At 58.9% G+C, this 20,539-nt stretch carries 21 protein-coding genes; 10 read left to right on the forward strand and 11 right to left on the reverse strand.

Annotated features, from left to right (window positions below):
• The first annotated feature begins 15 nt into the window (after positions 1 to 15).
• On the forward strand, positions 16 to 750 hold the full coding sequence (locus tag ACTNAU_RS08985) for a metallophosphoesterase family protein (RefSeq protein ID WP_441098212.1): 735 nt from the start codon (positions 16 to 18) through the stop codon (positions 748 to 750).
• Positions 751 to 1,033: 283 nt separating this feature from the next.
• Here the strand turns inward: ACTNAU_RS08985 and ACTNAU_RS08990 are convergent, their stop codons facing one another.
• The 5 genes from ACTNAU_RS08990 to ACTNAU_RS09010 all read right to left on the reverse strand — a co-directional run bounded on the left by ACTNAU_RS08990 (position 1,034) and on the right by ACTNAU_RS09010 (position 5,007).
• Positions 1,034 to 1,516 (reverse strand): flavodoxin domain-containing protein, encoded by a 483-nt coding sequence (locus tag ACTNAU_RS08990; RefSeq protein ID WP_216402221.1) that lies wholly within the window; start codon positions 1,514 to 1,516, stop codon positions 1,034 to 1,036.
• Positions 1,513 to 1,962: a MarR family transcriptional regulator gene (locus tag ACTNAU_RS08995; protein WP_441098230.1), complete on the reverse strand. Its 450-nt coding sequence runs from the start codon at positions 1,960 to 1,962 to the stop codon at positions 1,513 to 1,515. The genes ACTNAU_RS08990 and ACTNAU_RS08995 overlap by 4 nt, the downstream gene beginning before the upstream one ends.
• A gap of 157 nt (positions 1,963 to 2,119) precedes the next feature.
• The gene (locus ACTNAU_RS09000; RefSeq protein ID WP_441098213.1) at positions 2,120 to 3,055 is read right to left on the reverse strand and encodes a nucleoside hydrolase; all 936 of its coding nucleotides are present in this window, start codon (positions 3,053 to 3,055) and stop codon (positions 2,120 to 2,122) included.
• A 57-nt stretch (positions 3,056 to 3,112) separates the two neighbouring features.
• Complete coding sequence (locus tag ACTNAU_RS09005; RefSeq protein WP_441098214.1) at positions 3,113 to 4,066, reverse strand: nucleoside hydrolase; 954 nt, start codon at positions 4,064 to 4,066, stop codon at positions 3,113 to 3,115.
• Positions 4,063 to 5,007 (reverse strand): nucleoside hydrolase, encoded by a 945-nt coding sequence (locus ACTNAU_RS09010; protein ID WP_242861778.1) that lies wholly within the window; start codon positions 5,005 to 5,007, stop codon positions 4,063 to 4,065. Before ACTNAU_RS09010 ends, ACTNAU_RS09005 begins: the two co-directional genes overlap by 4 nt.
• Positions 5,008 to 5,278: 271 nt before the next feature.
• Here ACTNAU_RS09010 and ACTNAU_RS09015 point away from each other — a divergent pair, with 271 nt between their 5' ends.
• The 7 genes from ACTNAU_RS09015 (at position 5,279) to ACTNAU_RS09045 (ending at position 11,897) form a co-directional block, all read left to right on the forward strand.
• Positions 5,279 to 6,106, forward strand: coding sequence for a polysaccharide deacetylase family protein (locus ACTNAU_RS09015; protein WP_185916075.1), 828 nt, complete (start codon positions 5,279 to 5,281; stop codon positions 6,104 to 6,106).
• A gap of 105 nt (positions 6,107 to 6,211) precedes the next feature.
• On the forward strand, positions 6,212 to 6,688 hold the full coding sequence (locus ACTNAU_RS09020; protein WP_441098215.1) for an 8-oxo-dGTP diphosphatase: 477 nt from the start codon (positions 6,212 to 6,214) through the stop codon (positions 6,686 to 6,688).
• Positions 6,689 to 6,909: 221 nt separating this feature from the next.
• On the forward strand, positions 6,910 to 7,782 hold the full coding sequence (locus tag ACTNAU_RS09025; protein WP_256136635.1) for a DUF5685 family protein: 873 nt from the start codon (positions 6,910 to 6,912) through the stop codon (positions 7,780 to 7,782).
• Positions 7,783 to 8,430, forward strand: a complete 648-nt coding sequence (locus ACTNAU_RS09030; RefSeq protein WP_441098217.1) for a DnaJ domain-containing protein — start codon at positions 7,783 to 7,785, stop codon at positions 8,428 to 8,430. It abuts the gene before it with no gap.
• Between the two features lie 40 nt (positions 8,431 to 8,470).
• A complete protein-coding gene (locus ACTNAU_RS09035) occupies positions 8,471 to 9,010 on the forward strand; it encodes a hypothetical protein (RefSeq protein WP_185916072.1) in 540 nt (179 codons plus the stop codon).
• Positions 9,011 to 9,503: 493 nt separating this feature from the next.
• On the forward strand, positions 9,504 to 11,330 hold the full coding sequence (gene glmS / locus ACTNAU_RS09040) for a glutamine--fructose-6-phosphate transaminase (isomerizing) (RefSeq protein ID WP_256136637.1): 1,827 nt from the start codon (positions 9,504 to 9,506) through the stop codon (positions 11,328 to 11,330).
• A 180-nt stretch (positions 11,331 to 11,510) separates the two neighbouring features.
• Entirely contained in the window at positions 11,511 to 11,897 is a 387-nt protein-coding gene (locus ACTNAU_RS09045; protein WP_441098218.1) for a GNAT family N-acetyltransferase, read from the forward strand.
• Positions 11,898 to 12,340: 443 nt separating this feature from the next.
• Here ACTNAU_RS09045 and ACTNAU_RS09050 read toward each other — a convergent pair whose 3' ends face one another.
• The 5 genes from ACTNAU_RS09050 to ACTNAU_RS09070 all read right to left on the reverse strand — a co-directional run bounded on the left by ACTNAU_RS09050 (position 12,341) and on the right by ACTNAU_RS09070 (position 16,181).
• Entirely contained in the window at positions 12,341 to 13,852 is a 1,512-nt protein-coding gene (locus ACTNAU_RS09050) for a recombinase family protein (protein WP_002575864.1), read from the reverse strand.
• A 94-nt stretch (positions 13,853 to 13,946) separates the two neighbouring features.
• A complete protein-coding gene (locus tag ACTNAU_RS09055) occupies positions 13,947 to 14,138 on the reverse strand; it encodes a hypothetical protein (protein ID WP_321118048.1) in 192 nt (63 codons plus the stop codon).
• Positions 14,139 to 14,142: 4 nt separating this feature from the next.
• The gene (mobV, locus tag ACTNAU_RS09060; protein WP_002575862.1) at positions 14,143 to 15,087 is read right to left on the reverse strand and encodes a MobV family relaxase; all 945 of its coding nucleotides are present in this window, start codon (positions 15,085 to 15,087) and stop codon (positions 14,143 to 14,145) included.
• A gap of 173 nt (positions 15,088 to 15,260) precedes the next feature.
• Complete coding sequence (locus ACTNAU_RS09065; RefSeq protein ID WP_002575861.1) at positions 15,261 to 15,656, reverse strand: replication initiator protein A; 396 nt, start codon at positions 15,654 to 15,656, stop codon at positions 15,261 to 15,263.
• Between the two features lie 111 nt (positions 15,657 to 15,767).
• Positions 15,768 to 16,181 (reverse strand): cysteine-rich VLP domain-containing protein, encoded by a 414-nt coding sequence (locus tag ACTNAU_RS09070; RefSeq protein WP_002575860.1) that lies wholly within the window; start codon positions 16,179 to 16,181, stop codon positions 15,768 to 15,770.
• A gap of 228 nt (positions 16,182 to 16,409) precedes the next feature.
• Between ACTNAU_RS09070 and ACTNAU_RS09075 the strand changes: the two genes are divergently transcribed.
• Together ACTNAU_RS09075 and ACTNAU_RS09080 are read left to right on the forward strand one after the other, a co-directional pair.
• Positions 16,410 to 16,673, forward strand: a complete 264-nt coding sequence (locus ACTNAU_RS09075) for a hypothetical protein (RefSeq protein WP_002575859.1) — start codon at positions 16,410 to 16,412, stop codon at positions 16,671 to 16,673.
• Between the two features lie 78 nt (positions 16,674 to 16,751).
• On the forward strand, positions 16,752 to 17,552 hold the full coding sequence (locus ACTNAU_RS09080) for a helix-turn-helix domain-containing protein (protein ID WP_002575858.1): 801 nt from the start codon (positions 16,752 to 16,754) through the stop codon (positions 17,550 to 17,552).
• Between the two features lie 80 nt (positions 17,553 to 17,632).
• Here the strand turns inward: ACTNAU_RS09080 and ACTNAU_RS09085 are convergent, their stop codons facing one another.
• Positions 17,633 to 18,853, reverse strand: a complete 1,221-nt coding sequence (locus ACTNAU_RS09085) for an MFS transporter (RefSeq protein ID WP_002584949.1) — start codon at positions 18,851 to 18,853, stop codon at positions 17,633 to 17,635.
• Positions 18,854 to 20,539: the final 1,686 nt, after the last annotated feature.

Raw genomic sequence — 20,539 nt, forward strand, 5'->3', positions numbered from 1 at the left:
GAGGAGGGGGAGCAGATGCTGCGCATCGGGGTGTTTTCCGACCCACACGGCAACCTGCCCGCCCTGAAGGCCGCCCTGGCCTACCTGGAGGGGGCGGGGTGCCGCGAGTTTCTTTGCTGCGGCGACCTGGTGGGGGTCGGCCCCTGGCCCCGGGAGGTGGCCGCCCTGCTGCAAAGCCGGGGGGACATCCGCTGTCTGGCGGGCAACCACGACCGCTATTTCGACCGCTGCCTCGCCCCGCCCTATCCGCCCCGGATGGAGGAGGGGGAGGCCGCCCACCACCGCTGGGTGCACAGCGCCCTCACCCCCGCCTCCCGGGGGTGGCTGCGGGAACTCCCCCTCTCCCTGACCCTGCAGCGGGAAGGGGTCTGTATCAGCGCCCTCCACTACCCGCTGGACGCGGCGGGCGAGTTTGCCGCCCCCCGCCCGTCCCCCACCGCCGGGGACTGCCGCGCCCTCTTTGGCCATCTGCCCGGGCTGGTGGTCCTCTGCGGGCACGACCACGCCGGCTTTGCAGTGGCGGACGGGGAGCGCCTCTACCTCGATCCCGGCTCTCTGGGCTGCCCCCACGGGCGGGGCGGGATCGCCCGCTGCGGGGTGCTCACCCTGGACCGGGGCCGCTGGCAGTGGCAGGCCGCCGCCCCCGCCTACGACCTGGAGGAGGTGCGGGCCGCCTTTGCCCGCCGCCGGGTGCCGGAGGGGCCCGCCCTGCTGCGGGACTTCTACGGGCTGCCCCACCCCTCCTCTTGAACCAAAGCCACCGGTAAATAGAAGGGCGCCATGCAGGCTTCACCGCGCAAGGGACAGTGAAATTTCGCATCACACTCCCCCCTGCCACTGGCAAACCGGCAACCTGGGACAACAGTTCACCTATCCCCAAAGGTCGCTTCTCTTTTGCACCTTCGGCACCCTTTCGTTCCGAAAGCCTATGACGCCAAAGCAATTTACTTTCCCCGGCAGAAGCGAGGGCTCCGGGGCCAAAGCGACAAAAAAATGCCCGCGGGGATCTCCCGCGGGCGCTTTTTTGCCCTTTTTACCGCTCGGCCCCCTCCCCTTGCAGGTGGGCCAAAACAGGGGCCAACTCCCCCTCGTCCGCCCGGCGCACCGCGACGCCCAGCAGGTCCCGCCTCGCCAGGCGGATGAGCCCCTTGTGCACCAGCCCCAGCGCGTCGAAGTCAAAGTCCCCCGGCAGCCAGAAGGCGGCGGCTCCAGAGGGGAGGTTTTGTCCCTTGAGGGCGGCCAGGTCCACCTCTTCCCGGGGGGTGAGCCCGCAAAAACAGGCGACCACCTCTTTGCCAGCCAGTTGGGCCGCCCGCTTTTTTACCCCGGAGGCACAGCTCCAACAGCCGGCATAGACCCCGCCCACCAACACCAGGGTCTGCACCCCGGCTAGCGCCTCCGGGCGCACCCGATCCCACTCCACGGCGGGGCAGTGTAGATGCTCGGCCAGCCATTCGGCGTACCGGCGGGAACTGCCGTAGTGGGAGCGATGGGCCACCAGAATCGTCTTCGTCATCTCTCCATCTCCTCCAGTCGGTTGCAGAGGGCCAGCAGCAGCCGGTTTGCCGCCGCCAGGTCTGCCGGGGCGACACCGGCAAAGAGCTCCTCGACAAAGGCCCCGTCCTGTTCCTGCCGCTGGGCCCGGTACTCCTCCAGCCGTTCGGTGGGCGCCACCCGCAGGGCGCGGCGGTCACTCTCGTCCCGCACCAGGGCGACAAACCCCTTCTTTTCCAACTTCAGGGCCAGCTGCTTGACATTTTGGCGGGAGCTGCCCATCTGCCCCGCCAACTGGCTCAGGGTCGGGGGCCGCTCAAAAAAGGTGGTGAGGCAGAGCAGCAGGTACCACTGCTTGGCTGTCAGCTCCTCCAGATAGCGGTCCCCCACCGTCTCCAACCGGTTGCTGGCCGCAAAGAGCAGGCCAAAGGCCAGATAGTGCCCGTCCATCCCCTCCAACTTCTCCATCCCCTGCACAGTGCGTTCCCCCTCGCAAATAAGTAATATATTACTTGTTTGAGTATACTCTCACTTTCCTTCCCTGTCAACCGCCCGATGGCGCAAAATAGCCGCTCTCCCCGCAAACGGGGGAGAGCGGCTGTTTTTTCATTGACTGCGGCCCCGGTCAGTTTTGGTAGAAGGCCACCATCTCCTGCAGCAGGGCGTAGAGTTTCTCCTTGTCGGCGGACATGGCCACGTCCACATTGGGCTCTTTCTTCCAGCGGTTCGGCAGGTCCACCACCGTCTGTCCCTCGGTGAGGCTGCCCCGCACCTCACAGGTGGCAAAATAGGGCTCGGTGCGGATGACCTCCGGGCAGTAGAGGGCGGCAATGGCCAGCGCGTCGTGGAGGATGATGCCGCTCTCCCGCCCCTCTCTGGCCTTCTGGGCCCGGGTGTACTCCCAAATGCCCCGCAGCAGCGGCGAGATCGCGCAGTCGGGGGCCAGCAGCCGGTCCATCTCCTCGGCGGTGAAGAAGGTCTGGCGGGTGGCGTCCAGCCCCACCATGGTGATGGGGATGCCGCTCTTAAAGACCACGTCGCAGGCGTGGGGGTCGATCCAGATGTTGAACTCCGCGTAGGGGGTGGAGTTGCCCACCCCCCAGGCCCCGCCCATCATGGTGATGCGCTTGATCAGGGGCTTGATGTCGGGGTATTTCAGCAATGTGATGGCGATGTTGGTCAGGGGGCCGATGGCGGCGATCTCCAACTCGCCCTTCTGGGCCACCGCCTCCCGGTAGATCACGTCCCAGGCGGGGTCCTCTTCAAAGGTGCAGCAGGGGGCGGGCAGCTCCACTCCGCCCAGCCCGTTTTCGCCGTGGGTGGCGGGGTTGATCACCCGCTCCTTGATCATGGGGCGGGCGGCCCCCTTGCCCACCGGCGCCCCCAGGCCCAGATAGTCGTTCAGGGCCAGGGCGTTGGGGGCGGTGTGCTCCAGCCCCACGTTGCCGGAGACCGGGGTCAGGGCGCGGATGTCCAGCCGGCCGCTGGCCTTTGCCAGGGCAATGGCAAAGGCGTCGTCGGTGCCGGGGTCGCAGTCGATGATGACGGGGATCTTCTTCACAGCAATCTCTCCCTTTTGATCTGTTCGGGCGGCCGGGGCCGCGCGTATTTCCTCGCTCTAGGGCAGCCGCCGCAGCGCTGCCAACAGGCGGCGGGCAAAGGCCTCGCGGTCCACCTCCACCCCCACCAGGGCGTTGCAGGGGCGGCCGGTCTTGGCGCCGCCCACATCCACCGCCGTGGCGCCGCGGGTGGTGCGGCCGCAGAGGTCCGCCTCCAGATGGGCGGGCAGGGCTTTCACCAGCGCCTCGTCCAGCGCCCAGGCGGCCGCCAGGGGGTCGTGGAGGGCACAGCCGGGCGCGCCCTCGTAAAAGGCGGCGTAGTGGACAAACATCTCCCAGGCAAACCGGCCCGCCCGGGTGCCGCAGTCCCGCCAGGCCTCCCGCTCCGCCGCGGTGGCGTAGGCCTTGTAGGTGACGTCCAGCCCCGCCAGCTTGACGGGGATACCGGCGGAAAAGACGACCTGCGCCGCCTCCGGATCGCGGCCGATGTTGGCCTCGGCCACCGGGGAAAAATTCCCCCGGCACCAGGCCGCGCCCCCCATCAGCACCAGCTGCTCGATCTTCTCCTTCAGGTGGGGGTAGCACAGCAGGAAGGTCGCCAGGTTGGTCATGGCGGCCACCGCCACCACAGTGACCCTTTCCGGGCTCTCCTCGATCAGCCGGGCCATCAACTCCACCGCCCGGCAGGGTTCGGGCCGCCGCACCGGGTCGAGGATGGAGACATTCCCCAACCCGTTTTCCCCGTGGATGGAGACCTTGCCGGAGGGGGAGAACCGCCCCAGCAGCGGCTTTTGGGCCCCCAGCGCCACCGGGATGTCCTCCCGCCCGCACAGCCGCAAGACCGCCAGGGTGTTGCGGGCCACCTGCGCCAGGGGGACGCTCCCCTCCATGGCGGTGATCCCCAGCAGCTTGGCCCGCGGCTCTCCCAGCAGGTAGAGCAGGGCCAGCGCGTCGTCGATGCCGGTGTCCACGTCCAGCAAAATCGGCGCCGGCCGCCCCTCCTCGCCCCTCACTTCAGCCTCTCGCAGGCGGCGGCCAGCAGGTCGATAAAGGCCTCTCTGTCCAGATCCATCGCCACCTGGACATTGGGGGCCTTGCCGGTGACCCCCCGCAGGTCGCAGACGGTGCAGCCCTGGGTGTGCTCCCCCTCGATGTCCACCGTCACGTAGCAGTCGCGCAGGGTGAGCACCTGGGGGGCCACCACCGCCGCCACCGCCACCGCGTCGTGCATCGGCACCTCCAGCCAGTCGGTGCCCGGCAGGGTCTGGTCTTTAAAAAAGTCCATCAGCCCGGCCACCAGCCGCCCGCCCCTGGTGTCGATGGCGTGAAAGCGGGCCAGGTCGCCCAGGGTGGGGCGGGCCTTGTTGGTGGCGTCCAGCCCGCACATGGTGATGGGAATGCCCGCGTCAAAGACGATGCGGGCGGCCTCGGCGTCCTCCCAGATGTTAAACTCGGCGGTGGGGGTCCAGTTCCCCCCCACCGCGGCGCCCCCCATCAGGCAGATGCGGGCGATCTTCTGGTGCAGCTCGGGGTTTGCCAGCAGGAAGATGGCGATGTTGGTCAGGGGACCCATCCCCACCAGCACCGTCTTCTCCTCGCTGCCGCGCACCTTTTCGGCCATGAAGTCCCAGGCGTTTTGCTCCACCGGCGCATGGGTGATGGGCGGGAAGACCGGGCCGTCCAACCCGCTCTCGCCGTGCACGCTGTCGGCGATCTCCAACCCCCGCATCAGGGGCTGGGCCGCCCCCTGGCAGACCGGCACGTCGGCCCGGCCGACCCACTCCAACACCCGAATGGCGTTTCGCGAGGTGTTTTGCAGGGTGCTGTTGCCGGCCACCACCGTCATCCCCCGCACCTCCACCAGGTCGCTGGCCAGGGCCAGCACCATGGCCATGGCGTCGTCGTGCCCCGGGTCCCCGTCCAGCAAAACAGGTATCTTTTTTGTCGTTTCCACCGCTTCAAACTCCTCCTCTGTGCGGCGCAAAAAGGGCGTCGCTCGTCCCCCCTAGTATACAGGAAAAATCCCCCTGGCGCAACGCCGTCCCACCGGGGAGAGCCCCCCTTTTTTCGCCTTTTCTCCCGGTCGCCACCCCGCCTTCGCCGCGCAAAAAAGGGGGGCGTTCCCGCCAAAAGGGAGCACTTCCCCGCCCCGGCGCGCATATCCCCCCCGCCCCGGCCGTATAGATAAAGCAGTGCAAAACTTTGGCAGCGATGGAGTGGATGATATGAAGTGTTATGTGTTTCGCCTGAAAAAGCGGATGCTCGTGATCCCCCTGGCGGTGCTGGCGGCCATCGGCATCTGCGTCGCCGCCTTTGCCGGGCGGGGCGGGGAGAGCGAGTCCGACCTCTTCCCCAGCGAGTACGGGCTGGATGCCGAGACCCTGGCAAACGCCGCCCCCCAGTCGGAAAATGGGCAGAAGGTGGCCTACCTGACCTTTGACGACGGCCCCTCGGAGGAGACCGAGAAAATCCTCAACGCCCTCCAGGAAAAAGACGTCAAGGCCACCTTTTTCGTGCTGGGCACAGAGCTTGAAAAGCGGCCCGACACCTACAAGCGGATCGTGAGCGAGGGGCACGTGCTGGGGCTCCACTCCTTCTCCCACGAGTACAAGGAGATCTACGCCTCCCCCGAGTCCTTCTGGAACGACCTCAACAAGCTGCAGGAGGCGGTGACCACCCTCACCGGCCAGCCCAGCACCGCCTACCGCTTTCCCGGCGGCAGCTCCAACACGGTCTACCGGCGCTACAGCAAGGTCAGCGGCCTGATGGACACCATCATCCCCCAGCTGTCGGAAAAGGGGCTCTCCTACTACGACTGGACCGTCTCCGCCGAGGACGCAGTGGGGAGCAAGAAGAGCGCCGACTACATTGTGAACAAGGTGGTCAAGGAGGCCCTCAAGCAGGACTGCCCGGTGATTTTGATGCACGACGGCCCCGGCCACAAGGCCACCGCCGAGGCGATCCCCCGCATCGTCGACGAGCTGCAAAAGGAGGGGTACTCCTTTGCCACCCTCTCCGACTCCGTCACCTGCCACCACAGCCGCAGCAAGTGATCTCCTGCGGCCTCCTCCCCCTGTGCAACCCGACAGGCGGGCCTTGCGGCCCGCCTGTTTTCGTGGTATTTTGTACGGTAGACAAAAGACTGAGGAGGGCGAACCGTGGCACAGAGAGAGAAGACGGAACCGGTGGAACTGACCAACATGGTGATGGTCTACGACCCCCAGAGCAACCGGGCGGTGGTCCAGCGCCGGGTCAAGAGCTGGAAGGGGGTCACCTTCCCCGGCGGCCATGTGGAGCCGGAGGAGAGCTTGGTGGACTCCGCCGTGCGAGAGGTGAGAGAGGAGACCGGCCTTGAAATCTCGCAGCTGGAGCCCTGCGGCGTCATCCACTGGAGCACCGGACACGGCCGGCCCCGCTACCTGGTCTTTCTCTACAAGACCTGCCACTACCGGGGGCAGCTGCTCGCCGCCACCGACGAGGGGGCGGTCTGGTGGCAGGACCTGAACACCCTGCCCCAGCTCGACCTCTGCAAGAATTTTGAGCACTATCTCCCCCTCTTTTTGAAGGGCGGGCACTGCGAGGTTTACGGCACCGGGATCGAGGCCGACGGCAGCCGCCGCATCGCCTACAAATAGGGCGTCAAAACAGGGCTCCCTGGGGGGCAAAAAGCAAAAAAAGCCGTTTTTCTCACCCTATTTTGGGCCGCGCGCTCCACTCGGGCGAAAAAAACGGCTAAAATTGTCTACACAAAGCCAGTATTTACAAATTGTCCATTGTCAAAGGCGGTGGGCCGTTGTAAACTGATACTATTCCAGAGCAGCCGGATCGGCTGCTCTGTCCATCGGGTGGTGTTTCCTTGTTCGGCTATGTCAAGCCCTTTCAGCCCCATCTCCGCGTCTGCGAGTTGGACACCTACAAGTCCCTCTACTGCGGGCTCTGCCGCCAGTTGGGGGCCAGTTTTGGCCCCTTTTCGCGGCTGACCCTCAGCTACGACTTCGTCTTTCTCGCCCTCCTCTTCACCGGCCTTTCGGAGGAGGGGCCCCAGTACGGCCGCTGCCGCTGCATGGCCAACCCCCTCAAAAAAAAGGCCTGCTGCCTCGAAAACGAGGGGCTGCGCTTCTCCGCCGGGTGCGCCATGATCATGGCTTACTACAAGGCCAAGGACAACCTGCACGACCACGGCTTCAAGGACCGGCTGCTCTCCGCCCTCTCCTACCCCTTTTTGGCCCGGGCGCGAAAGAAGGCGGCCCGCCAGTACGGGGAGATCGACGCCATCATGGCCGAGGCCATGGCCGCCCAGCGCCGGATCGAGGAGGAGGGCTGCGACAGCGTCGATCGGGCGGCCGACCCGTCCGGCACCTTTTTGCGCCGGGTGTTTGAGCAGGTGGCCCGCACCGACGGGCAGCGGCGCATCCTCTCGCGCATGGGCTACCTCCTGGGCCGCTGGATCTACATGATGGACGCCTTTGACGACCTGGAGAGCGACCTCAAGCGGGGAAACTACAACCCCCTCATCGGCCGGTACAGCCTGCACAGGGGAACTGATTATAATCGGGCTGCCATCGGCCAAGATATTGTGGAGATGCTCAACTTCACCATCAGTGAATTTTCCGCCGGCTACCAGCTGCTGGACCTGTATCACTACAAGCCCATTTTAGACAACATCGTCTTTTTGGGGTTTAAAAATACCCAAGCCAACGTTTTTACCAAATACAAAGGGGACGCATAAATGGACGCATATCGAGTACTGGGGGTATCCCGCGACGCCAGCGACGAGGAGATCAAATCCGCCTATAAAAAACTGGCCACCAAATACCACCCGGACAACTATGTCAACAACCCGCTGGAGGACCTGGCCGCCGAGAAGATGAAGGAGATCAACGCCGCCTACGACGAGATCATCACCGCCCGGCGTTCCGCCAAGCACACCGGCGGCACGGCCGGCTCCAGCGCGGGGTCAGCCGGCTCCCAGCGCCGCTACGGCGCCACCACCCAGTTCGTCGATGTGCGCAAGCTCATCGAGCAGGGGCGGATCGTCGAGGCCGAGGAGATCCTCGACGGGGTGCCCGGCGGCTCCCGCAGCGCCGAGTGGTATTTCCTCAAGGGCTCCATCTTCTACAACCGCGCCTGGCTGGAAGACGCCCTTAAGTACTTTCAGCAGGCCCAGAGCATGGACCCCGGGAACCCCGAGTACGCCGCCGCCATCCGCCAGATCCAGAGCCAGCGGGGCGGCGCCATGTACGGCAACCCCTACGGGGGCGGGTACAACACCAACCCCAATGTGGGCGGCTGTTCGGCCTGCGACGTCTGCAACGGCCTCATCTGCGCCGACTGCTGCTGCGAGTGCATGGGTGGCGACTTGATCCGCTGCTGCTGACAAGCTCTGTAAACGCCTTTCAAGATTGCGGGGGACCGTTGTGAAATCCAGAAGTTTTCGGGTGGCCCTGGGCGGGGTCCTGGGCGCGTTGAGCGTGGTCATGCTCTTCTTCTCCGGCCTCTTTCCCTTTGCCTCCATCGCCCTGCCCGCCGTGGCGGGGGTGCTGTTTATGCCCATCGTGGTCGAGTCGGGCCGCCGGTGGGCCTTTTTCTGCTACCTGGGGGTGGCGGTGCTGGCGGCGCTGTTGGTGCCCGACAAAGAGGTGGTCTGTCTCTTTGTCTTCTACCTGGGCTACTACCCCATCCTCAAATCCAAAATAGAGGAGCTCTCCCACCGCTGGCTCCAGTGGGGCTGCAAGCTCCTCCTCTTCAACGGGGCGATCCTCCTCGCCTACTACCTGATGCTCCACGTCTTTGGGCTGGCGGCGGTGGCCGACGAGTTCTCCACCTACACCACCGGCTTCCTCGCGGTGCTGCTGGCAGTGGCCAACGTCACCAACGTGGTCTACGACATCGCCCTCACCCGGGTGGTCTCGATGTACATCCACTGGTTTCGCCCCAAATTTCTGCGCCGCTTCTGACCCCGTTTCACCGCCCCCCCGCCCCCCATCCCTCGCCCTGCCGCGGGGGCTTTTTTGCGCCCTCTTTTGCAGGGAGCGCCCGCCCTTCCTGCAACTCAAAAAGGGGGACCTCGGTGGACGCGCCTCTGTTTCCTCTCCAATAATTTCCGTTCAGCCCGTCCCCTACAGGCGGCCAGGGAGAGCGTTCCCCCCGATCCCGCATTTTCCTTTTCGGGGAGAAATCGCTCAAAAAGCAGCACGAATTTTGACTTTTTGCATAACATGGGGTATAATATCTTTCACTTGTGAAGAGAGAGGAGGGCAGGAGAAGAGAAAGCGCCAGGGCCCACGGGGCCGACGAGGCGGAGGGTGATCGAAGATTCGGCGGATGCCCTCCCGGCTTTGGCAGAAGAGATTCTGCCCGGTCGTGACCGGCGCCACAAAACCCGCTGGCAACGGCGGGGACAAAGGGCGTTCGGGGAACAATTTTGAAATGATTTGAGGGATACATAGTATGTGTGGAATCGTAGGGTATGTCGGCCGTGAAAACTGCGCCGACCTGTTGATCGACGGTCTGAGCAAACTGGAGTACCGGGGGTACGACTCGGCCGGGGTGGCCATCTTTGACGAGGGGGCCATCCGGGTCGTCAAGGCCCAGGGCCGCCTGGCCTGTCTGGAAGAGAAGCTCAAGTCCCAGGGCTGGCCCACCGGCCACTGCGGAATCGGCCACACCCGCTGGGCCACCCACGGGGTGCCCTCCGACGTGAACTCCCACCCCCACTGCGGCAAGCACACCGCCGTGGTGCACAACGGCATCATCGAAAACTACATCGAAATCAAAGAATTTTTGCTGGGCAAGGGCTACACCTTCCAGTCCCAGACCGACACCGAGACCGTCGCCAAGCTGCTTGACTACCACCTGGAAAACGGCGCCAAAGACGAGTTTGACGCCATCAGCCGCACCCTGCGGCAGGTGCGGGGCTCCTACGCCCTGGGCATCCTCTTTGACAGCTGCCCCGACAAACTCTTCGGCGTGCGCAAGGAGAGCCCCCTCATCGTCGGGCTGGGCGAGGGGGAAAACTTCATCGCCTCCGACGTGCCGGCCATCCTCAAGCACACCCGCAACTACTACCTGCTGGAGGAAAACGAGGTGGCCACCCTCACCGCAGAGGGGGTCACCATCACCGACCTGGACAGAAACCCCATCGAGAAAGAGGTGCTCACCGCCACCTGGGACATCGAGGCGGCCGAAAAAGGCGGCTACCCTCACTTCATGCTCAAGGAGATTTTTGAGCAGCCCTCGGCCTTCTCCAACACCGTCTCCCCCCGCCTGCGCGACGGGAAGATCGACCTGGGTATCGAGCTGACCGACGAGCAGCTGAAAAACTTTAAGCAGATCCACATCGTCGCCTGCGGCACCGCCATGCACGCCGGCATCGTTGGGCGCTACCTCATCGAAAAACTGGCCCGCATCCCGGTCAATGTGGACGTGGCCTCCGAATTCCGCTACCGCGACCCCATCCTCAACAAAGAGGACCTGGTCATCATCATCTCCCAGTCGGGCGAGACCGCCGACACCCTGGCCGCCATGCGGTTGGCCAAGAAACACGGCGCCCACACCCTGGCGGTGGTCAACGTGGTGGGCTCCTCCATCGCCCGCGAGGCCGACAGCGTCCTCTACACCTGGGCCGGCCCCGAAATCGCCGTGGCCAGCACCAAGGCCTACACCGTGCAGCTGTCGGTGATGTACCTGCTGGCCTTCAAGCTGGGGCTCTGCAAGGGCACCCTCTCCCAGGACGACGCCGCCGCCCTCATTGACGAGCTGGCCGGCATCCCGGCGCAGCTGCAGTCGATCCTCGGCCACGCCGAAGAGTACAAGGCCATTGCCGAGAAGTACTGCCGCGCCGAAGACATGTTCTTCATCGGCCGGGGGCTGGACTACGCCCTCTCCCAGGAGGGGTCTCTCAAACTCAAAGAGATCTCCTACATCCACAGCGAGGCTTACGCCGCCGGCGAGCTGAAGCACGGCACCATCTCCCTCATCACCGACGGGGTGCCGGTCATCGCTTTGGCAACCCAGCAGCGGCTGTGCGAGAAGATGGTCAGCAACATCAAAGAGGTCAAGGCCCGCGGGGCCGACGTCCTCTTCATCTGCTACGAGGGATACGGCGACTGCTCGGAGTTTGCCGACAGCGTCATCGCCCTGCCCCAGTCAAACGACCTCTTCGCCCCCCTGCTCTCCATCATCCCCATGCAGCTGTTTGCCTACTATGTGGCCCTCCTCAAGGGCTGCGATGTGGATAAACCCCGCAACCTGGCCAAGAGCGTCACCGTGGAGTAAATTTTCAAACGGTAAAGTCTTTAAGAGGGAGCCCGCCTTGATGCGGGCTCCCTCTTTTGCACCCCAGCCCCAGTCCTTGTGGAAATAGAGAGGCAGTTGTGTTATGGTGGATAAAAAGCAGAGCGCCCACCGCAAGGCGGACGCCCCAGAAAGAAAAATACTTGTGGAGGTGTAGAAAAAATGGAGTACCGGGTGGACGACCGGGGACTTGACGCGGCGGCGTTTCTCTCCTTTGTCAACCAAATATGGCCGGGCGACTACGACCTGCAAAAGACCGAGCGCGCGCTGGCCAAGACCATCAACATTGCGGCCTACGACGGCCAACTGCTGGCGGGGTGCCTGCGCATCCTCACCGACGGCTACTATTTCGGCACCATCACAGAGCTGTTGGTCCTCCCGCAGTACCGGCGGCGGGGCATCGGCAGCCGCCTTCTCCAGCTGGCCCGGGAGCACACCCCCACCATGCTGTATTTTGGCGCGCAGCCAGGGGCAGAGAGGTTCTACGAAAAGAACGGGTGCCGGCCAAGTCTGCCCTCCTACGCCATTCAAAAAGAGGGGGCGCAGTAGACCCGTTCCTTCTCTAGCGAGCAACTTGCCGTGAACGGCTCTTCTCCTTTTGGAGTGAAGACGGGCTCCCCCCCTCCTCCGCACCGGCGGCCGATCGCGCTGGCGCTGCGCCTCTTGCCGCCTCGGCAATGAAGTTCCTTTTGTTTGAAGGGGAGTAAAAAATCGCGGTCGCGCACAATCGTCTTTTTTGATATCGGGAAACCCGCCCTTCCCCGCATAGGCGAACACTGCAGCCTGCCTTTCTCCCTTAAAAAGCGGCCTGATGCAGAGACATCTCTCCCTTGGCAGAGAGATGCAAGCCATTTTCCCCCCGCCCCTGCACCCGACCGTGCTGGGGCAGGGGCCTTTCACCCCTCTAACAGTAAAACTTCTTTCAACCGAGAGAAAGTACAGTTTACAAGGGACTACACAGGGTAGGTATCTGACGGGAGGGGTGCCGCCAGTCAGATTTTCCATGTGATGTTCAAGCTGTCGCTTGTGGCGGCTATGGTGGTGATCATCAAATCCACCACACGCCGCTTGTCATCAAAAGATACATTCTCCCAGGTATCGAGGTAGCCGGAAATCTGGCTGACCTGTTCCGGGCTGATGGCCTCCACAGTCAACTCCGCTATCCTTGCCAGAAGTTCCTGCTTGCGCCCGTCCAGTTCCGCTATCTTCACATTCACATAGGAGAACAGGACATTGTTTGCCCCCGTCAGACTGTCCACCAGCTTTTCAATCTCGCTGTCTACATGGGCAAGTTCCACTTGCAGGGCGGTGATTTTCGGGTTTGCCTTTGCCGCTTTCTTTTTTCCTGTCAGCGTCTTGTAGCTTGCCAGCTTCTTTACCATCTGCTGATAAACAACCGCTTCCAGTTCCGAAGTGATGATTTTCCCACAGCCAGGACAGCTTTTATTGTCCAGCCGTTTCGTGCAGCGGAGATACTGTTTGCCGGAGGGATTGTAGATACTCATAAGAGCATACCCGCAATTCCCGCACTTGATTTTTCCTGCCAGCCATGTGTGGGTGGCTTTCCGGGCAGACTGGATTTTCATGTTGTTCATCAGCTTCTTGCGGCAGGTCAGCCAGGTGTCGGAGGGGACGATACCCTCATGGGGAGCCAGTACCAGCATTTGGTCTTTTAAGTCGTTTTTCTTGCTGGCCTTTACATCTCGCCCTTGATACAGATAGCAGCCGTTCATGCCCGTAAAATCGGCAACGTCATTGACAATGACTGTACCTTGACTTTTGAAAAATTCGTACACATCAAGGTCTGCCTGCACATAGACAGGATTGCGTAACATCTGCGCCAGCGTGGGGCGTATCAGCTCTTTGCCATGGAACAAAATCCCCTGTTCGGCAAAGTACCGGGTAATGTCCCCGTAGGAAGTTGTGGGCTGGGCGTACATCTCAAACATCAGCCGGATATTGGCCGCTTCCTCCGGGTTTACCACCAGCTTCTTTGTGTTGATACCGTCCATCTTGATAGGCTCCGTATGGAAGCCGTAAGGGGCTTTCCCGCCCATCTTAAAGCCCCGCTGACTGCGGGAGTAGTAAGCGTCCGTTACCCGCTTCTGTATCGTTTCCCGTTCAAGCTGGGCGAACACGATACAGATATTCAGCATGGCCCGTCCCATCGGCGTGGAGGTATCAAACTTTTCCGTAGAGGACACAAACTCCACATTGTACTGCTGGAACAGCTCCATCATGTTGGCAAAGTCCAGAATGGAACGGCTGATACGGTCGAGCTTGTAAACCACGACCTTTGCAATCAAGCCCCGCTTGATGTCCCGCACCAGTTCTTGAAACTTCGGACGGTCTGTGTTCTTGCCGCTGTACCCTTTGTCTGTGTATTCCTTGCAGTTACCGCCTTTCAACTCGTATTTGCAAAATTCAATCTGGCTTTCAATGGAAATGCTGTCCTTTTTGTCTACCGATTGTCTTGCATAGATTGCGTCTATCCGATTGTTCATATTGTCGCTCCTTTTCTTAAAAAAGAAACGGAGCTGCTGACAGTTCTATTATACCGCCAGCAGCCCCGCAAATCAATGATGGGTTTGGAAAACCTTATGTCCCGGCTTCCTCACTCTCCCGCTTGTCGGCGTACTTGCGGAACACCTCATAAAGCTGCTGTTCCAGTTCCCGGCGTTTGGCTGCTTCCTGTTCCGGCGTGAACACCGGGGAGAGATTTTCCAGTGTGATTTCCTTTCCCTGAAAAGTCACGATTTCGATTTCCTTTTTGTATCTGATATTACTTATAAGATCACCTTTCCTTTCCATGCTGCCGCTGTTGCCGTTTCAGTTCCGCTAAAATCTCCGGCGGGATACGGTCAACCAGCCGCCGCATATCGTCCAGTTCGCTTTTTAACTTCGCCCGTTCCATCGTGTCATTCATCTTGCCTTTTTCGCTGGCCTTTGCCCTGACTTCCAGCTTTTCATTTTCCGCTAACAAGTCATTGATTGTGACCTTGTATTTTTTCAGTTGCCCGGAGAAGTTCTCCATCTGCGGAAACCACTTTTTCAGCATGGAGAGGGCTTCCTCTTTCTTCTTTCCGGCGTTCAGCGGGGTAATGCCGGAGAGAACCGCTTCAATGGCCCTCGCCTGTTTGGAGAGGTTGACCGCCTGTTTGAACAGCCGGGTGGGGATATGCTTCCGGCCCGTCTTGCTGGCGCTTTCCCCACGCTCCAGGTCGGGGTACTGCTCCACCATACAGGCGTGAAAATCGTCCTGCCACTTCGTCAGATTGGCCCGGTTGCCGATAATTTCTTTGGCGCACAGGCGGTTGTCCTTTGTCAGCGGCACAAAGACCAAGTGCAGATGGGGCGTTTTTTCATCCATGTGTACCATAGCCGAAACGATGTTCTCCCGGCCCACCCGGTCAATGAGGAAGTCCGCCGCCCTCTGGAAGTAGGCCGCTATCTCCTTTGGGGACTTGCCCTTGAAAAACTCCGGGCTGGCGGTAATCAGCGTGTCCACAAACCGAGTGCTGTCCTTGCGGGTGCGGCATCTGGCCTGCTCGATGCGGCTCTGAATGAAATGGTAGTAGCGGCCATCCGGCTTGACGATGTGGAAATTGTACTTGCTCCGGCTGGTGTCAATGTCCGGGTTGCTGGCGTACTGCTCCTTTTTCCGTTCATGGTGGGCTTCCAGCGGCCCCGCCGGGTGGCCCTTGTGCTTCTCAAATCGCAAAATTGCGTGTTGTGCCATTGAACTCCTTTCCCCATTCCATTCCTTTCCGGCGGGTTTTCCCGCCGAAAATATCTCTGATAGGATTGGAATGGAATGAATGTAAATAGATGGTTTTAATCTCTGTATTTCTATATACCGTCAGATTTCCGTACTTCAAGAGGATTGATTTTCGTACTCGCCAAGTACGGTTTTCAGCCCTCCGGCGTACCATAACCGGATTTCTTGAAGTCGGTGTTTGGAACCGCTTCATAGGATTTCGGGTAAATGCGGTTGGGTTTTCCACAGCCCTGTTTCTGGATTTCCACCAGCCCCGCATACTGCAACTCCCGCAGGGTGTTGACCGCTTTCTGCCGCCCGCAGCGGAGCAAAGCGACCACCTCGCAGATGGGGTAGTACAGGTAGACCCGCCCGTACTCGTCCGCCCAGCCGTTCTTCCGGGACAACTCCGCCCGGCGCAGGACAAAGGCATACAGCACCTTCGCTTCGTTGCTCAAGGGCTGGAATGTGGGTGCTTCAAAAAGGAAATTGGGGAGCCGGGTGAAACTGAACGCCTTTTCCGGCTGGTGAATATAAATCGTGTTTGTCATAGCGTGTTTTGTGGACGGTTAGAGGCCCGTTTTCCGGGGCGAATGATAAATGATACCAGCCGCCCCGGTTGAGGGCTTGCGGAGCCTTGCAAATCAAGGCTTTTCCCGCTCTTAACTGTCCACAGCAGACCTCCTTTTCCGTTCACTTTCTGTTTTCTGCCGCCTGTGAACTCTGGCGGCGCAGTCCGGGCAGTATTTGCCCCGGTTGGACTTCGGGACGAACACACCGCCGCACTCCGCACAGCGTTTCAAGTCCCTGTCCCGGTAAATCTCCGCTTCCAGCGTCCTGTCCAGCGGCAAGACCGCCCAGCGGAACCACTTGCAGCAGACGGAGAACGAAATCATCTGCGGACAGGCGCAGGTGTCGCCATCGTCCAGCGCAAGGCAGTTTCCGTCCTCGCAGTTGCAGCACTCCCGGCGTATCAGGCCGCTGGCTCGTCTCTTCTGGGGCGGGGTTATGCGGTAGGGGGAGCCGTCCGGCCTGTGTTCCAGCGGCGGCAGGTGTTGATAGGGTCTTTTGCTCATGCGTCCCTCCGTTTTCTTTGGCGTGTTCTGTTTCCAAGGTGCTTGTCCATCGATGAACTATCCCAAGTCTACACCTTTTTGACCGCCTGTGCCGTATATCCAAGAGGTAGGAAATCAGCCTGAAAAACTCCCTATTTCCACGCTCTCGGATTTGTGATATAATCAAAAAAAGATAAAAGACAAATTCAGGTTTCTGGTCTTCTTGCACAAAATAAAGGAGGAGCTATTATGCAAATTGTTTATATTCCAAGCGAATCAATGTCTGTTCAAGGTAAAAAAGATGAAATCTATAAAAGATATGGGAAAGACTGGAATATTAGAGAACAGGGAGGAGGTAACGGAAATTGGTTGTTGACCAGAAAAAGTGATGTGCTTGTAGATGGAAAAAGTTATCGTACTTTTGTACTTGAACACTACGGTAAATCCAAGCTGACAGCGAAGCTTGTTGATAAATTTCGTGAAGATGTAGCAAATGGTAAAATAAAACTGTAAATGCCTATGCCGTTATGCTATGAGCATAGTACATAGCATAACGGCTTCTCTTTCGTTGAGCTAGCAAGGAGGGTGAATATGTCTTTATCCATACAAGAGCGATTAAAAGACCTACGTGTGGAGCGTGGCTTGACGCTGGGGCAGCTTGCGGAGCAGACCGGGCTTTCCAAGTCTGCGCTGGGCAGTTACGAAACGGAAGACTTCAAGGACATCAGCCACTATGCCCTTATCCGGCTGGCGAAGTTTTACGGTGTGACCGCTGATTATCTGCTGGGGCTGTCTGAAATGAAAAATCACCCAAACGCCGATCTTGCAGACCTGCGTTTGAGTGATGAAATGATTGACCTGCTGAAAAGCGGGAGGATAGACAATACCCTGCTGTGTGAGCTGGCGGCGCACCCGGATTTCCCCCGGCTGATGGCTGACCTTGAAATCTATGTGAACGGAACGGCACTGAAACAGGCGCAGGGTGCAAACGCCATAGTGGACACGATGAGCGCAACTGTTATAAAAAAGCATAATCCTGGCATGAGTGATACGCAGTTAAGACAGCTTATCACCGCCCATATTGATGAGGACGAGTTTTGCCGCTATGTGATACAACGGGACATAAACGGGATTGCCCTTGCTCTGCGGGAAACACACAAGGACGATTTTTTCAGCGTCCCAGAGGATAACCCGCTAAAAGAAATGCTGGAAACTGCTGGTGAAATCGTCAGCCAGGACAGCGACACGGAACAAGCGTACTTGGCGTTTATCTGCAAACGGCTCAAGCTGAATTTTAGGAAGCTGTCAGTAGAAGAACGGAAGTGGCTGAAAAAGATTGCGGAAAAATCCGACTTGCTGAAGAATCCAAAACCGCAGAGAGGACGAAGATAAAAAATGCCTGAACGGCGGTTCTGGTTTTTCAGAACCACCATCCAGGCATTTTGTTTAGTAATAGAAAAAGGTGCAGTTGATTATTGCGTATTGTCAATCTCTCTCAAACCGGGTAGTAAAAATACGGCAAGCGCAACGATGATAATGCCAATTCCGCAAATGACAAACCATTTCTCAACTCCCAGCCGCTCCGCCAGAGGCCCGGAAATGACAAGGCCAAACGGCATGGCGAGGGAAGCGGCGCTTGTCAGTAGAGAAAAAACTCTCCCCAGATATTCTGGTTTGACCGTTTCTTGAAAAATCGCATTTTGCACACCGTAAAATGGAGCGGAAATTCCCATAACAGTACAGCACACAACAAAGACAAGAAATGCGTCTGGCGGCAAAAGCCCGGAGAGCATATTGCTAACGCCCATCAGGAGAACGGAAAGACCGATGGTGTACCGCCGTTTCTTAAAACCGCCCCAAATGCTCAGAATGACTCCGCCAAGCAGCATACCAACCGCAAAAGCAATTTCAGCGGCAGAGGCATGGGCCGGTGTTCCTTTGAAGTATGACATACAGATGAGAGGAAAAAGCGTACTGATTGGCATATAAAAGAACATATAAATTACACCAATCCAGAGCAGAGCAAAGAGGCCCCTGTTTTGCTTTAATACCACATACCCCTCTTTCATATCCTGTAAAAACTGTTGTCTTTTCGTTTCTGGACATAGTTCAGGCGTTGGTATGGACGAAATCGCAACAGTCACACAGGCAAGGATTGCACCCACAATATCTAACAATATAATTGCATTAAGAGGCCAAACAGCATATAAAAACGCTGCGGCAGCTGGACTGATAATCGCACTTACTGCTTGCATGGTCTGCGTGTAACCAGCGCATTTTGTAAGTTCCTCTTTTGGCACAATCATAGGTGTTGCTGCGCTGAATGCTGGAGAATGAAAAGCAGTTCCCGCACTTCGGATTAACAGGACAACCATAATAGACCATACGGGCAATTCCATGTAAAACGCCACCAGCGCCAGAATACCGCCAGCGGCGGCAATTATCAAATCCGCACCAATCATTACGCTTTTACGGCTGTGCCGGTCAACAAAAGCACCTGCAAACGGGCCTAAACAGGCTTGCGGCAAAAATCCAATCAGTGTTGCCGCCGTCAATATGATTGCAGAATTAGTTTTCGCAACCAAATAAAAGATAATGGCCATTTGCAAAATACCGCTGCTAATAAAGGATATTGCTTGTCCGGCAAGAAGTGTAAAATAAGTTTTTCTCCATGAATTGTTGTTTTGGGTCATAATGCGAACCTCCTTTTTTATTGCATTGTTCCTTTGTTTCTGCAATAAAAAGCAGGCGTTGTCCCACAGAGAGGGCAGACGCCTGCATAACAACAAAGCACGAAAAAACACCACGATACAGTTCAAAGACTGCTCGTGTCAAACCTACGTGTTCCTTTGCATACGCACGCAAAAAAAGCCCACCATCATGTGGAAAGGTACTTCTACTTTTTATTGCTTATTAGCGTACACAAATTAACACACGTAAGCCTCCTTCCAATCTCAAACTGTCGCACAGTATAACACACATCCGATAGACTTGTCAACCATTTTTAACCTTGTTTTCCATCTTGTTTTTCCATCTCTTACGGGCAGTAGCAAAGCCAGGCGAGCCAGTCAACGGTCAAGATGAACGGCGCTTTCAGCGCCGCCGTTGACAGTCTCGCCCGTCTTTGCTAATGGGTAATCAAGGCGGGAAAGCCATTTTAGGGCTTTCCCGCCCATTTCAATTTTGGGAGAAGAAAGGCCCCAAAATGAACGAGTGCGGCCAAACACTTTTAGGGATTGGCCACCTTGTCCACCCATCCAGCGGGGCGGCGGGGAACGGTCAAGGCCGGGCGTCAGCCCATTCATTTCAGCCTTGACGGTTTCCTGCCGTCCTGCTACTTTTCCCGGAGTGTGGCCACACATCTGGTCACGGTGTCCAGAGCTTTGGGACTTTTTGTCCCATAGGCCGGGGGCGGAGGACGAGGGACGGGGGCTTTCATAATACGCCCTGTCTGCTGCTGAAATCAGCCCTTTGTTTCCGGCTTACCAGCCCCAAACAAAGCCCTGCTTTCCTGCCGCGTCAAATGCCCTTGCCCTCCCCGGCGGCAACGGTATTTTCAGGGCAACGCCGACAGAGCGTATAACACACTACACTTTGCTCCGCAAAGTCGTGTGCCAAATGGGGCGCTGCCCCCTTTGGAAACCCCCGCAACAAACAGGTGCTATGCACCCAGCCGGGAGCATAGCGCCGTTTGTTGTCAGCAGCCCGTTTCACGGTCTGCGTGTAGTTCCTTGTAAACTGACCTAAGAACTATGCAAAATCTCTGTGGGCAGTGCTGTTTAATTCGACAGCCGGAAACGCACTGCATCCCCCCTCTCCCCCACTGCAGGAAAGGGGTTCCCATATCAGAGAGGGCGAGTTTCCTTCTCCCTCTTCCCGCACTTGACCGCATTCATGCCGAGATATCCTAGACACCTGGCAGTGAAACTTCGTTCATCTCTGGAAGACGTCGAAAAGCGGCAATGAACAGTATCGCTGCTCCCCACAGCCGGCTCAACTGTCCCCCTCACCATATAGAGGGCCTATTGCAGTGCACTTTTCTCCCCCAGAGAGCGACCTATTCAGGGAGAGGCTTTCTTCGTAAAAAAGGGCAAGCCTCTTCTCCCTCCCCTTTTTCGCCCCCAACCACAACTGCGCCGGGCCCTCTCCCATATCTGTCAGCAAATTTTCTTTTGTCTCTGGAAGACGTCAAAAAGCGGCAATGGACAGTATCGCTTCTCCCCACAGCCGGCCCAACTGTCCCCCTCGCCATATAAAGGGCCTATTGCAGTGCACTTTTCTCCCCCAGAGAGCGACCTATTCAGGGAGAGGCTTTCTTCGTAAAAAAGGGCAAGCCTCTCCTTCCCTTTTCCGCACCCAACCGCAGCTGCACCGGGCCC

The organism is Bittarella sp. HCP28S3_D9, from assembly GCF_052065655.1.
Classification (GTDB): Bacteria; Bacillota; Clostridia; order Oscillospirales; family Ruminococcaceae; genus Bittarella; species Bittarella massiliensis.

Coding starts and splice junctions, on each gene's coding strand:
- mobV (WP_002575862.1), bottom strand. CDS start 15,087: ATGGCACAACACGCAATTTTGCGATTTGAGAAGCACAAGGGCCACCCG.
- ACTNAU_RS09075 (WP_002575859.1), top strand. CDS start 16,410: ATGCAAATTGTTTATATTCCAAGCGAATCAATGTCTGTTCAAGGTAAA.
- ACTNAU_RS09015 (WP_185916075.1), top strand. CDS start 5,279: ATGAAGTGTTATGTGTTTCGCCTGAAAAAGCGGATGCTCGTGATCCCC.
- glmS (WP_256136637.1), top strand. CDS start 9,504: ATGTGTGGAATCGTAGGGTATGTCGGCCGTGAAAACTGCGCCGACCTG.
- ACTNAU_RS09045 (WP_441098218.1), top strand. CDS start 11,511: ATGGAGTACCGGGTGGACGACCGGGGACTTGACGCGGCGGCGTTTCTC.
- ACTNAU_RS08990 (WP_216402221.1), bottom strand. CDS start 1,516: ATGACGAAGACGATTCTGGTGGCCCATCGCTCCCACTACGGCAGTTCC.
- ACTNAU_RS09085 (WP_002584949.1), bottom strand. CDS start 18,853: ATGACCCAAAACAACAATTCATGGAGAAAAACTTATTTTACACTTCTT.
- ACTNAU_RS08995 (WP_441098230.1), bottom strand. CDS start 1,962: ATGGAGAAGTTGGAGGGGATGGACGGGCACTATCTGGCCTTTGGCCTG.
- ACTNAU_RS08985 (WP_441098212.1), top strand. CDS start 16: ATGCTGCGCATCGGGGTGTTTTCCGACCCACACGGCAACCTGCCCGCC.
- ACTNAU_RS09050 (WP_002575864.1), bottom strand. CDS start 13,852: ATGAACAATCGGATAGACGCAATCTATGCAAGACAATCGGTAGACAAA.
- ACTNAU_RS09065 (WP_002575861.1), bottom strand. CDS start 15,656: ATGACAAACACGATTTATATTCACCAGCCGGAAAAGGCGTTCAGTTTC.
- ACTNAU_RS09080 (WP_002575858.1), top strand. CDS start 16,752: ATGTCTTTATCCATACAAGAGCGATTAAAAGACCTACGTGTGGAGCGT.
- ACTNAU_RS09030 (WP_441098217.1), top strand. CDS start 7,783: ATGGACGCATATCGAGTACTGGGGGTATCCCGCGACGCCAGCGACGAG.
- ACTNAU_RS09070 (WP_002575860.1), bottom strand. CDS start 16,181: ATGAGCAAAAGACCCTATCAACACCTGCCGCCGCTGGAACACAGGCCG.